The sequence below is a fragment of the Bacillus atrophaeus genome (genome assembly GCF_001584335.1).
In the GTDB taxonomy this organism is placed as follows: domain Bacteria; phylum Bacillota; class Bacilli; order Bacillales; family Bacillaceae; genus Bacillus; species Bacillus atrophaeus.
The window spans coordinates 73,163-86,940 of record NZ_LSBB01000020.1; the positions used below are offsets into that span (position 1 = coordinate 73,163).

Below are 13,778 nucleotides of genomic sequence, written 5' to 3' on the forward strand. Positions count from 1 at the left end.
TAGACGGGTGACATGATGATTGGTTACAGCTAAAAATGAAAATGTGATAAGAAATCCAAAAACTTTTTTTCTTTTTCGTTTTCATGAAGAGCAATCGCATACGCCCCTGCATGAGGCAGTTTTGTGAATTCGCACGGAACCTCGATCATACGTCCTGCAGTTAATTCCCGCTTGACCGTTGATAACGGAAGAAACGAGACTCCAAGTCCTTCTTTAATAAAACGCTTCGTAATGTGGGTTTGTGTCACCTTCATGGTTCTGACAAAAGGAAATGTGATTCTGATCTGGCGCAGCAAATCGTCCCAATAATCGGGATGATTATGGGTCAGCAATAAGTATTGGTTAAGCAGTTCTTTCACTTGGAAAGTATAAGCAGCTTGAGCTGCATCAGGAGGTGCGACAAGCACAACCGGGTCCTTATATAATGGGCGGCATGTTAAGGAGGCAGACTGCACCTTTAAACAGCTTAACCCGATATCAGCTTCGCCTGCTTTAATCAATGGCGAAATTTCGGCTGATTCGGCGATTGTCACCGTTATTTCCGTTTCTGTATTCATCATTGTATACCGCTTCATGACAGATGGCAGGACCGTATCGGCGATCAGCGGTGAGACGGCGAGATTTAAGGTTTGTGAGTAGCCTTGCCTGACCCTGTGAAGTTCTGACATGCTTTTTTCATAATCATCAAGCAGTCTCAAAGCATAAGGCAAGTAAGCTTTGCCTTCCTCAGTCAGCTGGATTTTCCTCCCTTTTCTTTGGAACAGCTTGCAGCTTATTTCCTCTTCCAAGAGTTTAATATGCACGGTTACGGTAGGCTGAGATAAAAAAAGCGTTTCGGCAGTTTTTCTGAAGTTTTCATATTTTGCAGCTGTTACAAAAGTGTGTAGCCATTTAAAATCCATATATGATCTCCTCTGATTAATAATTTTAATTAATTTCCTTAAAAATATTCATTATTTTTTAAATATTATATTTACTATAATAACAGAAAGAAGAAGAGGGGGAATAGAAATGGTATATCACGGATTAAAAGGGATTACATGTGTTGAAACATCAATCAGCCATATAGACGGAGAAAAAGGCCACTTAATATACAGAGGCCATGATGCAAAGGAAATCGCACTTCATGCGAGCTTTGAAGAAGCGGCCTATCTCATCCTTTTTGGATCGCTTCCTCAGCCGGCCGAATTGCTTGATTTTAATGAAAAGCTGATCGCAGAACGCCCGCTGCCTGAACATATTCAATATCTCATTCAAAGACTGCCTGAAAATATGGACGACATGTCGGTGCTGAGAACAGTCATTTCAGCATTGGGGGAAGCATCCTATACATATCCTCCGAAAACAGAGGAAGCGATTCGCCTTATAGCCATTACGCCTTCCATCATTGCGTACAGGAAAAGATGGGTTCAGGGAGAAAAAGCGATAGCGCCTTCTTCTCAGTACGGACATGTCGAAAACTACTACTATATGCTGACTGGCGAACGTCCCGCCGAATCTCAAAAGAAAGCGCTTGAAGCCTATATGATTCTCGCTATGGAACACGGCATGAACGCGTCTACTTTTTCAGCAAGAGTCACTGTTTCCACAGAGTCCGATTTAGTATCTGCGGTGACATCGGCACTGGGTACGATGAAAGGCCCGCTTCACGGGGGTGCGCCTTCTGCCGTGACAAAGATGCTGGAAGATATTGCGGAAAAATCACAAGCGGAAAAATATTTGGCCGAGAAGCTTGAAAAGGGAGAGCGGCTGATGGGGTTCGGCCACAGAGTGTATAAAACGAAAGATCCGCGGGCGGAGGCTCTGCGGCAAAAGGCGGAGGAAGTCGCGGGCAATGACCGTGATCTTGACCTTGCGCTGCATGTGGAGGCTGAAGCAATCCGCTTATTAGAAATATATAAGCCAGGCCGTAAGCTGTATACAAATGTAGAATTTTATGCAGCGGCGGTTATGAAAGCAATCCATTTCGAGGATGAATTGTTTACACCGACATTTTCGGCAAGCCGTATGGTAGGCTGGTGCGCCCATGTGCTTGAGCAGTCGGAAAATAATATGATTTTCCGTCCGTCAGCAAAGTATACCGGAGCGCTCACCGTATAGTAAAAGCAGCACATTCATACCGTTTAAACCCGCCCATAAGGTGGTAACGTTTACTATCATTATGTGCAGGAGTGATTTTAGTATGAACCCTATGGACAGACAAACAGAAGGCCAAAAGCCGCAGCACCAGGACAGGCAGCCCGGCATTGAGTCAAAAATGGAGCCTTTGCCTTTAACGGAAGATCCGGATTATAAAGGGAGCGGAAAACTCAAAGGAAAGACCGCTATTATTACCGGGGGAGACAGCGGAATCGGCAAAGCTGCAGCGATCGCATATGCAAAGGAAGGCGCCAACATTGCCATTTTGTATCTGGAAGAGCATGCTGACGCTGAAGAAACGAAGCAGCGGATTGAGCAGGCGGGTGCAGATTGCCTTTTAATACCGGGCGATGTGGGAGATGAAGAGCATTGTAAAAAAGCGGTGGAGCAGACAGCGAAGCACTTCGGGGGCTTGGATATCTTGGTGAATAATGCCGCTGAACAGCACCCGCAGACCGATATTCTCGATATTTCGACTGAACAGCTTGAACAAACGTTTCGCACGAACATGTTTTCCATGTTCCATATGACTAAAGCGGCTCTGCCTCACATGGGGAAGGGAAGCGCGATCATCAATACAACCTCCATCACCGCTTATCAGGGTGATACATCACTGATTGATTATTCATGTACAAAAGGAGGGATTGTTTCTTTCACCCGCTCCATGGCACTGTCTCTTGCTGAAAAAGGGATCAGGGTGAATGCGGTGGCTCCGGGGCCGATCTGGACACCGCTTATTCCGGCAACATTTTCAGAAGAAAAGGTGAAAAATCATGGATTGGATACGCTGATGGAAAGACCAGGCCAGCCGGCAGAGCATGCAGGGGCTTATGTGCTGTTGGCTTCGGATGAATCCTCTTATATGACAGGGCAGACGATTCATATTAATGGAGGCCGATTTGTCTCAACTTAATATAGGTAGAAAACCAGTGAAACCAGCTTTCTAAGAAAGCTGGTTTTTTGTTGGGAAATTTTAAAATAAATATTTTGTACAATATTTTAAAAATTCTGTTTTCATTTTTAAATTTTTATATATAATATTGAGTAGGAGAAAGGAATTATTGTTCAAACGAACAAATATAGTAGAAAATAAGGAGATAGCTCAATATCGCCTTTATTGTCAGAAGATTCAAATTATAGAGAATATAAGTTATAGGAGTTGATGGGGATGAAGGGAAGCGTATTTAGAAAGAAAAGCATTCAAGATTTGATAGCTGCCACAGGCGGTGAAAAGTCTTTAAAAAGAGAACTTGGGGCATTTGATTTAACATTGCTTGGCATTGGAGCGATTATCGGCACGGGAATCTTTGTATTAACAGGAACAGGCGCCGTCACCGCGGGTCCCGGTCTTACGATCTCATTTGTTGTCGCGGCGCTGGCCTGCTTATTCGCGGCCCTGTCATATGCCGAATTTGCTTCATCTGTTCCTGTATCAGGTTCTGTATATACATTTACCTATGCGACGTTAGGTGAGCTGATGGCCTTTATTATCGGCTGGGATTTAATTTTAGAATACATGCTGGCCGTGAGTGCGGTTTCTGTCGGATGGTCCGGTTATTTCCAATCGTTTTTATCAGGTCTCGGCATTGATCTTCCAACTGTTTTAACGGCTGCTCCGGGTGCTGTAAAAGGCACCGTCACGATATTTAATCTTCCTGCCTTTGTGATTGTGCTGGCTATTACGTTCTTGTTGTACTTAGGAATCCGGGAGTCAAAAAGAGTCAATAACATTATGGTTATTTTAAAAATTCTTGTCGTGCTTTTATTCATTGCAGTAGCGGCAGTCTACGTTAAACCAGATAACTGGCAGCCGTATTTGCCGGAGGGATTTGGCGGAGTATTCAGTGCTGCGGCGCTCGTTTTCTTTTCTTTCATTGGATTTGACGCTGTCTCTTCCGCAGCGGAGGAAACCAAGAATCCCGCGAAGGATCTGCCAAAGGGAATTATTTTTTCTTTATTAGCCTGTACGATCTTGTACGTGGTCGTTTCTGCCATCATGACGGGAGTTGTGCCATTCGCTCAATTTAAAGGTGTTGACCATCCCGTATCCCTCGTTCTTCAGATGTCCGGCCAAAACTGGGTGGCGGGCATCATTGATATCGGAGCGGTATTGGGGATGACGACTGTTATGCTTGTTATGCTTTACGGCCAGACAAGGGTGATGTTTGCCATGTCACGCGACGGTTTGGTGCCGGGTTCTCTTTCAAAGGTCCATCCAAAGCATAAAACACCTTATGTGGCGACTTGGTTTTTCGGCATACTGTCTGCTTTGCTCGGCGCGCTGGTTCCGTTAGACGAGCTTGCGAAGCTGGTGAATATCGGTACCCTGTCAGCATTTGTCCTGATTTCGGTAGCTGTCATCGTCCTACGAAAAAAACAGCCAGACCTTCCGAGAGCCTTTAGATGCCCAGGCGTTCCGTTTATTCCGATTTTGGCGATTCTTTTCTGCCTGTTTTTAATTATTAACCTAGGCTGGGTGACCATCGTCCGTTTCTTTATCTGGCTCTTAATCGGTCTGGTGATCTACTTCCTTTATTCGAGAAAGCATTCCAAATTGAATCAAAAACTTTGATAAACCGGGAAGCGGCCTATGCAGCCGCTTCTTTTTATATTTTCTGAACAATAGAAAATATAAAAATAGACTTAAAAAGTGCAAAAAAATAAGAGATAATATGGGGTGAAAAGGAAGGGTGATTTTTTGTCTGAGCAAAAACCAGTTCAATGGGCTTCGAAATTAGGTTTCGTCATGGCCGCCGCGGGTTCGGCGATCGGATTGGGCGCGATTTGGAAATTCCCTTACGTAGCGGGAACAAATGGGGGAGGCGCTTTTTTTCTCATTTTCGTGATGTTTACAGTTCTCCTGGGCTGCCCGCTTTTAATCGGCGAATTTATATTTGGCCGGCGGAGCCAGACGAATGCTATTGATGCATACAAAAAAGCTGCGCCCCGCACAGCTTGGTTTCTCACTGGCTGGGTTGGTGTAGCGGCTTGTTTCCTAGTCTTATCGTTTTACAGTGTGATCGGCGGATGGATTCTACTGTACCTCTTAAAGACGGCTTTGGGTTCGTTATCAGGTTTGTCACAGGCACAGTATGGTTCTTTGTTTGCATCCGTTATCCAAAATCCCGTGCAGACGCTTTTAGCACAGCTTATCTTTATGGCGCTTACCGTGATGGTCGTGGCGAGAGGTGTACAAAAGGGGATCGAACGGGTAAGTGCGATTATGATGCCGATTTTATTTATCCTGTTTATTTTACTCGTTCTGCGTTCTGTGACGCTTGAGAACTCAATAGAGGGCATTTCGTTTTTACTTGTGCCTCATTTCAGCGACCTTACTTCTGAGTCTGTTTTATTCGCACTTGGACAGGCCTTTTTTACGTTAACACTGGGGGTCTCCGTCATGGTGACCTACAGCTCTTATTTGCCGAAAACACAAAATCTGCCCCGCTCTGCAGGTTCAATCGTTTTGATGAATATAGTGGTGACTTTGCTTGCGGGCTTAGCTATTTTCCCGGCTGTTTTTTCATTCGGCATGCAGCCGAACGAAGGACCGACTTTGTTGTTTACGGTGCTTCCGGCGGTGTTTGACCAGCTGCCTTTTGGAACGCTGTTTTTCATTGGTTTTCTTATGGCGTTTTTATTCGCGGCTTTGACTTCCGCTTTTTCGATGGTTGAGATTATAGTGGCGACAATCGGCAAGGGTGATGAATCAAAGAGAAAAAAATTGTCCTGGACGAGCGGATTACTGATTTTCTTATTCGGAATCCCGTCGTGCTTATCATTTGGTGTTCTGGGCGGTGTGCAAATATTTGATAAAACGTTTTTTGACGTGGTTGATTTCACCGTCAGCAATATCCTGATGCCATTAGGCGCTCTGCTGCTGTCTATTTTTATCCCGCTGAAAATACCAAAAGAAGAGCTGTTTGCTGAAATGAGAAACGGTTCAAATGTCGGCAAAGGCTTCTTTTATGTTTGGTATTATCTGCTTCGTTTCGTCGTGCCGCTTGCCATTATAATCGTCTTTTTAAATTTAATCGGGATTTTTTAGAGAAAAACAGGCCGGGCAGCTGGCCTGTTTTTTTATCTTGCGCTAAACGGTCCATTGGCTGTGTGCTGGAACTGTTTGCTTACGTAATGCCGTGCTCATGTAGCTGATCCGCAGGGAGGGCAGAAGTGATTTTGAAAAGGTGTCCAAATAAATCACCCGGGCACTTTGTAAAGAGATTGGGTGTCCGCTATAACGGAACTCCTCGTCATGTCATCCTCAACAATATAAGATTGCGCCTCTTTAGCCTATGCTAACAGCTTCTGCCTTCTGGTGATCGTCATAATAGCGCCGAGCGGAAACTGATGGGAGGGTGTCGTGTACACGAGCTGCGGATAAAGCCTTCCGCCGTTTTGAAGGAAGCTTCATTCCTTTAGTAATTCTGGCATGAGATATTTCTTGTTTGAAATAATCATAAAGCTGCCTGTATAGCGGAGTCTTGCTTTTGTTGTCCAAAAAAGGTGTCATATCCATTTTGAAAGCTCCTCCTCAACTGGACTGGTCATTTTTTTGTGAAGTGGTTATTTAAAGAAAGCCAGGACCTGATTATAATCATTGTAACGAAAGAGAGGGGATGAAAAAATGATAGAAATAAAAAGGCTGACAAAAAAAGAAGAGTGGAAAGAGGCTTTTCCGGTGATGCACGAGCTGAGGACCCATATTGATGAGCCGACCTTTTTAGAAAGGATTGAACGTTGTATTAAACAAGAATCATACACACTGTTTGCCTTATATGATCATGGCGCGATCACTGCACTATGCGGAGCGCTGCCGCGGGTACCTCTTCATCAAGGAGAATATGTGTAGGTGGCGGACCTTGTCACAAGTGAACACAACCGATCAAAAGGGTATGGCAAACAGCTTCTTGAACATGTGTGCAAGTGGGCGAAGGAGGCGGGCTACGACATGATCAGCCTATCTTCAGGCGTTCAGCGGGTTGACGCGCACCGATTTTACCAAGAAAAAGCAGGGTTTACTATAGAAAGCTACTTGTTCAGGAAATCACTATAACACATAAAAGCCAGAGCATGAAAAATGATCTGGCTTTTGTATGTTTCTTTTACTCTATTGCACCTGATCCGTTTGCTTCTCTACCACAACCTGATTTTGATGTTCAAGCCGTTTTTTGATACGGAAATGATAGTACAGATAGCAGAAAACAATAAATGGCACTCCGCAATATAAACCGATTCGCTGATCAGGGATAAAAATGAGACTGACTAAAATAAGCCCGTATAACCCAAAGCCGAGAATCGGAACAACCGGATAAAATGGTGTTTTAAATTTTAGGTCTTTTACATCTCCGCCTTCAGCAAGAAAACGTCTGCGAAAGAAAAACTGCGAGGCGCAAATAGACATCCACGCCACAACTGTAATCATCCCTGAAATTGAAATGAACCATAAATAGACTGTTTCAGCCGCAACGATACTTGTAATTAATGAGCAGCCTGAAATCGCAATCGTCACCATCAAAGCGTATAGCGGCACTCCTTTTTTGGACAGCTTTGTTAAGAAGGCTGGCCCCATTTTGCTTTTGGACAGCGACCACATCATTCTCGACGCCGCGTATAAACCGGAATTTGCTACTGATAAGATTGCTGTTAAAATGACAAAATTCATGATATCTCCCGCATAAGGGATACCAATTCGGTCTAATACCGCCACAAACGGGCTTTCGATAACGCCGGCTGTTTCATAAGGAAGAATGGCAACTAATACAAACATGGCCAGTACAAAGAAAAACAATGTTCTCCAGATGACATTCCGAATGGAGCGGGGTAGTGTTTTCTCCGGGCTTTCGCTTTCACCCGCCGCAATCCCGACAAGCTCTGTTCCCTGAAAAGAAAAGTTAACCATCACTAATGTAAACATAACCGCCAGTACGCCATTGGGGAACAAGCCTTTATCAGTTGAAAAATGAGATAAAAATGGCGCTTGCTGATCTCCTTGGAAATCAATAAAGCCAAATACCGCAGCTCCTCCAATAATAATAAATAAAACAATGGCGGTTACTTTAATGCTTGAAAACCAGAACTCCATTTCAGCAAAACTTCGGACGGATAAGGCATTAATCGAAAAGATAATCACCCCGAAAACCAGGCACCACACCCAAATCGGAACAGACGGAAACCATCTTTGCATTAAAATCCCCGCAGATGTAAACTCCAATCCCACTGTATTAGACCAGCTGAACCAATAAAGCCATCCGATCATAAACCCGGTTGCCGGGCCCAAGAATTTTGTGGCATAGGCCTGAAAGGAACCTGCTATGGGCATCGCAACTGCCAGTTCTCCAAGACACAGCATCACCAGATACATTAAAAAACCGCCCAAGATATAAGCAAGAATCGCGCCGGCGGGTCCAGCCTGGCTGATGGTAAATCCCGAGCCTAAAAATAACCCGGTGCCAATAACGCCGCCTAATGCAATCATAAAAAGATGACGGCCTTTCATGCTGCGTTGTAATTCATTTTTATTATGGTTTTCAGCCATACAGATTCCTCCTTAATACACACAACCGTTATCGTGATCGCATGAGTACGTGTAGGTTTTATGTTCTGAACCATTTTGCTTTTTTCTATCTGTGGTCAATTGATCGCTTTCCAGCAGGTGAACAGTCGTTTGCTGAATGAGAGCCGGAAGGACATGAAATGTATAAGGCTTGTATACTCTTTCCGTCCATTTATGACCGTCCTTGCCGTACACTCCCATATTAATAGAGGGAATGTTTAGCTGTCGTATGTCTTCGAACGGAATGGAACCGATAATATCCCATCCGGGAAAATTCTTAGTAAAGGATGCAATTTCTGAATCTGTTTCATGCAGAGAGAGAAAGCTTCCGTCTGCTAAGTAAGGGAAAAATTTTTTAAAGGCAAATGTTTCTCCGGTGGAAACAGCGACTTTTTCCACTGCTTCTTTTATGACACTAAGTAATTGCCGGTCATTGTTGTTTTCCTCTTTCAAATAGTTATGAGGCAAATAGGGAGGAGCATAGAATACAATGACTTTGGCACTCTGTTCAGGGTCCAGCTTTTGCAATTCCTCTACAACCTTAAAGCATCTCATGCGCAGCTCCAGATGTTCATACTTCTTGAAGGTTTCTTTGATGCTTAAGTCAGGGTCTATTCCTTTCGCGCGTAGTTCCTCCATGTACTCTTCCAGACTGACGACTTGGATATGCCAGGACAAATCTTTTTTAGGCAAGTTGGTGCGTTTTAAAAATTCTTCATAATAATCTGATAATTTTTCTTCTACATGTTCGCAGGCTACGAGAGAAATGTGAAGTAACTGATCCATCACTTCTTTCGCAGTTTTTTCATAGAGAAAATAGTTGAAATATAAATAACTGCTCACAGCTGTTTGGACATTATAAGCCTCTTTATTGTCACGCTGGTATAAACAAGAGGGAGGTAAAATGAGTTCGCCGTCAATGTTCTCCGCTAAATTGATGTTATTGTGGATTCTTCTTGTCAGTTCAGAAGCAATGAGGTTGGGGTCAATGCCTGCTAATGTATCTCCTACGTGCACTTCACGCCCGTAAATATAAAAACAGGGAAGTAATTTGCCAGCGGCTCCTGTGTAGATGTATCTTGTTGAATCGTTGTCATATAAAGGTGTAATAAAGTCAGTATTAATGGCAGATAAATAGGTAAAGTGATATTCCTTTTGTAACCGATTCAGCTCAGGAATAGCTGACAGAATGCCGGCATGCTGGCTTTCCTCGTCCGGATTTGCCATAAATAATATATTTCCCGGAAGCTCGTCCAGATGTTCTGAGAAGTATAAAACGTTTGCCAGATGAACGGCAATACCGCTTTGCATATCGACAGATCCTCTTCCGAACATCCACTCACCTGATTGGGCATCTTTTTGAACCTCTTGATGAAACGAATAAGAAGCAAAATATTCAGCCAATTTATCTGGATCTAATGCATCGTCTTTTAGCGGGCCAAAATCTTCAATTCCAACAGTATCAATATGAGCATGATAAATGACCGTTTTCTGGCTGTCTTTGATGCCTTTCAGTAATGCAAAAACATTTTTACGGCCGTATGGATCACTTGGAATAGGCTGTTCCCACACTTGATCAGGATGCTGCTTAAAATATGGAAAACCTGTTAGCACCTCTTTTATAAAATCGGCTGCATCAGCTTCTCCGACCGTTCCGTTTATGCTTTTAATATTGATGAGAGCTTTAGTCAATGCCTCGATTCTTTCCGGCATTTTCATTTGGCTTATTTTCTCATACATAGAAGTACCTCCATCTTTAAATAGTATACGTTATAACAAAATAGTACGATAGAATCCCATCGTACTATTTTGCCGGATGGTTTTACATTATAGGTTTAATATGCTTCTGATGTTGTCTTTGCCTGCATATGCAGAACTAAATAATCCGGACCTCCTGCTTTGGAATCCGTACCTGACATATTAAAGCCGCCAAACGGCTGATAGCCGACAATCGCTCCTGTACAGCCGCGGTTAAAATATAAATTTCCAACATGAAAGTCTTCACGGGCGCGTTCAATATGCTCGCGGTTATTCGATAAAAGGGCTCCTGTCAGCCCATATTCCGTGTTGTTGGCGACTTCCAGCATATGATCAAAATCGCGGGCCTTACAAAGCGCCACAACAGGCCCAAAAATTTCTTCCTGCATCAGGCGGGCATTTTCATCCACATCCGCAAAGATAGTAGGCTGAATAAAGTAGCCTTTTGAATCATCGCCTTCTCCTCCGGTCAAAAGACGGCCTTCTGTCTTGCCGATTTCAATATAACTCATGACTTTATCGTAAGACGCTTGGTGTATCACCGGCCCCATATACGTATTGGGATCTTCGGGATTTCCCACTGTCAGTGTTCTTGCCAATGCCGCTGCTTTTTCAACAACAGCGTCATAGACGTCTTGATGAATGACCGCGCGTGAACCGGCTGAACACTTTTGTCCGGAAAAGCCGAATGCCGAATACACAATCGCAGACGCCGCAGCATCAAGATCAGCGTCCTTATCTACAAGAACGGTATCTTTTCCGCCCATTTCAGCGATAACGCGTTTTAGCCATTTCTGCGTCGGCTGTACTTTAGATGCCCGCTCATAAATACGGCAGCCCACAGCCCGGGAACCAGTAAACGAAACAAATCGGGTTTTCGGATGTTCAACTAAATAATCGCCGATTTCTGAGCCATTCCCCGGAATGAAATTAAGAACGCCGTTTGGCAAGCCTGCTTCTTCCATTACTTCGACAAATTTTGCTGCGACGACAGGCGTTGCATCTGCCGGTTTTAATAAGATCGTATTCCCCGTTACAATGGCAGCGGCTGCCGTACCGGCCATAATCGCAAGAGGGAAGTTAAATGGTGAAATGATAATGCCTACGCCAAGCGGTATGTAGTGATATTGATTGTATTCGCCTGCGCGGCTTTTTACGTCGGCTCCGTCTTTTAACTTCAGCACCTGGCGGGCGTAATACTCTAAGAAATCTATCGCTTCTGCCGTGTCGGCATCTGCTTCATTCCAAGGTTTCCCGGCTTCTTTTACCAGATAGCCGGAAAACTCATGCTTTCTTCTGCGGATGATTGCCGCCGCTTTGAATAAAACATTTGCCCGGTGTTCCGGTTTCTGCTTTTTCCACGTTTCAAATGCCTGTAATGCAGCTTGCATCGCTTTTTCAGCAAGATCTTTGTCGGCCATTGACACGCTGCCGATCACTTCTTCTTTATTAGCAGGATTAATGGAGACGATTTTTTCATCAGTTTCAACTCGTTCCCCGTTAATCACCAGCGGATAATGTTGGCCTAACTGAGTATTTACATCATCCAATGATTTTTGAAATGATGTTTGCTGCTTTTCTTCTTTGAAATTTGTAAATGGTTCGTGCGAATATGAAACTGCCATAACGAGACCTCCTAATGTTGGTTGAAAATTTTTCACTCTTCTTATCATGCAAGTTGTGTACCAATATTGTAAAAATGTAAAATATTTTTTGTAACTTTATGACATAGAAAATAAAATGATAGATTTTTTTTGATATAGGAATCTGGATCTGTATAAAAAGTGCAAAATAATATGGCGTATTTTTGCGTTTTAAGCGCCAATCATTTTTGCAGTTATACCCAGCCGCGGAAACGGGCAGCCTCAGCAGACTTTCTGATCCCCGTCATATATGCGGCTAACCGCATATCGACTTTATGTGTTATGGAAGTTTGGTATATGTTTTCAAAGGAGTCGACCATGACTTTGCGCAGCTTTTCGGCAATTTCTTCCGCTGACCAGTAATAGCCTTGATTGTTTTGAACCCATTCAAAGTAAGAAACGGTAACCCCTCCTGCACTTGCAAGGATATCTGGGACAAGCAGCACTCCTTTTTCATTCAAGATTTTCGTCGCATCCAATGTAGTAGGGCCATTTGCTGCTTCTACGACAATCGCCGCTTTAATGTCATGTGCATTCTTGGCGGTAATTTGATTGGAAATGGCGGCAGGCACCAGAATATCACAATCCTTTTCCAATAATTCTTGATTCGAAATGACATCTGTGAATAAATTGGTTACTGTGCCAAAGCTGTCCCGTCTATCAAGTAGGTAATCAATATCAAGTCCATTCGGGTCATACAGCGCGCCATGTGCGTCCGAAATGCCGATTACTTTGGCTCCGGCATCATGCATGAATTTGGCGAGAAAGCTTCCCGCATTTCCAAAGCCTTGAATGATGATGCGTGCGTTTTGTAAGTCAATGCCTTTTTTCTTCACAGCTTCTTCAATGCATATCGTAACGCCCTGCGCAGTTGCCGTTTCGCGTCCTTGGGAGCCTCCTAAAACAAGGGGTTTTCCCGTTATAAAACCCGGAGAATCAAATTCGCGCAGGCGGCTGTATTCATCCATCATCCACGCCATGATTTGAGAATTCGTATACACATCAGGAGCGGGAATATCCTTTGTAGGACCCACAATTTGGCTGATCGCCCGTACATATCCGCGGCTTAACCGCTCTAATTCACCAAAAGACATGTTCCTCGGATCACAAATAATCCCGCCTTTTCCGCCTCCATAAGGAAGATTTGTAATTCCGCATTTCAAGCTCATCCAAATGGATAATGCCTTGACCTCTTCTTCCGTCACTTCAGGATGGAAGCGTACGCCGCCTTTCGTTGGGCCTACTGCATCATTATGTTGAGAACGATAACCGGTAAATACGTTAACGCTGCCATTGTCCATTTTGACAGGTATCCGTACGGTCAGCATTCGAATGGGTTCCTTCATTAATTCATATACATCATTGGAGTAGCCTAATTTTCTTAACGCTTCCCTTATCACGGTTTGTGTTGAAAGGAACAAATTTAAGCTTTCTTTTTCTTCTGTTTCGGCGTTTACTTTGTTTTGGGTTGACACGATATTTCACCTCATAATGTTTTAAATAATAAACAAATCGATCAGAAACAAATGAATGTAAGCGTTTTTATTTTTGTGTGGAATCAAGCATACATGATTGCCTCCTAAGCCTTAAATCATTTCACGTATTTAACATGCAAGTTTCGTGCCATGTATTTTGCTGTTGAGATTCATGCCGCGAATTATTAAGAATAAAAAAAGACGCCT

General features: G+C 43.6%; 10 protein-coding genes and 2 pseudogenes. 5 read left to right on the plus strand and 7 right to left on the minus strand.

Going from position 1 to position 13,778, the window contains the following annotated elements:
* Positions 1-29: 29 nt before the first annotated feature.
* Positions 30-902 (minus strand): LysR family transcriptional regulator, encoded by an 873-nt coding sequence (locus AXI57_RS13995; RefSeq protein WP_013390453.1) that lies wholly within the window; start codon positions 900-902, stop codon positions 30-32.
* A gap of 109 nt (positions 903-1,011) precedes the next feature.
* On the opposite strand from AXI57_RS13995, the gene citA reads away from it, so the two are divergent.
* The 4 genes from citA to AXI57_RS14015 all read left to right on the plus strand — a co-directional run bounded on the left by citA (position 1,012) and on the right by AXI57_RS14015 (position 6,187).
* Positions 1,012-2,100: a citrate synthase CitA gene (gene citA / locus AXI57_RS14000; RefSeq protein WP_061670416.1), complete on the plus strand. Its 1,089-nt coding sequence runs from the start codon at positions 1,012-1,014 to the stop codon at positions 2,098-2,100.
* A gap of 82 nt (positions 2,101-2,182) precedes the next feature.
* The gene (locus AXI57_RS14005) at positions 2,183-3,052 is read left to right on the plus strand and encodes an SDR family oxidoreductase (RefSeq protein ID WP_061670417.1); all 870 of its coding nucleotides are present in this window, start codon (positions 2,183-2,185) and stop codon (positions 3,050-3,052) included.
* A gap of 255 nt (positions 3,053-3,307) precedes the next feature.
* A complete protein-coding gene (locus AXI57_RS14010; protein ID WP_061670418.1) occupies positions 3,308-4,711 on the plus strand; it encodes a branched-chain amino acid transporter BcaP in 1,404 nt (467 codons plus the stop codon).
* Positions 4,712-4,837: 126 nt separating this feature from the next.
* The gene (locus AXI57_RS14015; RefSeq protein ID WP_061670419.1) at positions 4,838-6,187 is read left to right on the plus strand and encodes a sodium-dependent transporter; all 1,350 of its coding nucleotides are present in this window, start codon (positions 4,838-4,840) and stop codon (positions 6,185-6,187) included.
* Between the two features lie 45 nt (positions 6,188-6,232).
* Here AXI57_RS14015 and AXI57_RS22500 read toward each other — a convergent pair.
* A pseudogene (locus tag AXI57_RS22500) lies at positions 6,233-6,519 on the minus strand (MocR-like pyridoxine biosynthesis transcription factor PdxR); the annotation flags it as partial.
* Positions 6,428-6,658, minus strand: a complete 231-nt coding sequence (locus AXI57_RS22505; RefSeq protein WP_003327811.1) for a hypothetical protein — start codon at positions 6,656-6,658, stop codon at positions 6,428-6,430. The gene AXI57_RS22505 and the pseudogene AXI57_RS22500, both read right to left, overlap by 92 nt.
* Positions 6,659-6,766: 108 nt before the next feature.
* On the opposite strand from AXI57_RS22505, the pseudogene AXI57_RS14025 reads away from it, so the two are divergent.
* Positions 6,767-7,195: pseudogene (locus AXI57_RS14025) on the plus strand (GNAT family N-acetyltransferase).
* Between the two features lie 54 nt (positions 7,196-7,249).
* Here the strand turns inward: AXI57_RS14025 and AXI57_RS14030 are convergent.
* The 4 genes from AXI57_RS14030 to AXI57_RS14045 all read right to left on the minus strand — a co-directional run bounded on the left by AXI57_RS14030 (position 7,250) and on the right by AXI57_RS14045 (position 13,571).
* Entirely contained in the window at positions 7,250-8,677 is a 1,428-nt protein-coding gene (locus tag AXI57_RS14030) for an amino acid permease (protein WP_003327809.1), read from the minus strand.
* 12 nt (positions 8,678-8,689) lie between these two features.
* Positions 8,690-10,435: a M20/M25/M40 family metallo-hydrolase gene (locus AXI57_RS14035; RefSeq protein ID WP_061670420.1), complete on the minus strand. Its 1,746-nt coding sequence runs from the start codon at positions 10,433-10,435 to the stop codon at positions 8,690-8,692.
* 95 nt (positions 10,436-10,530) lie between these two features.
* Entirely contained in the window at positions 10,531-12,078 is a 1,548-nt protein-coding gene (gene pruA, locus AXI57_RS14040) for an L-glutamate gamma-semialdehyde dehydrogenase (protein ID WP_061670421.1), read from the minus strand.
* Between the two features lie 212 nt (positions 12,079-12,290).
* On the minus strand, positions 12,291-13,571 hold the full coding sequence (locus AXI57_RS14045) for a Glu/Leu/Phe/Val family dehydrogenase (RefSeq protein WP_003327805.1): 1,281 nt from the start codon (positions 13,569-13,571) through the stop codon (positions 12,291-12,293).
* Positions 13,572-13,778 lie beyond the last annotated feature (207 nt).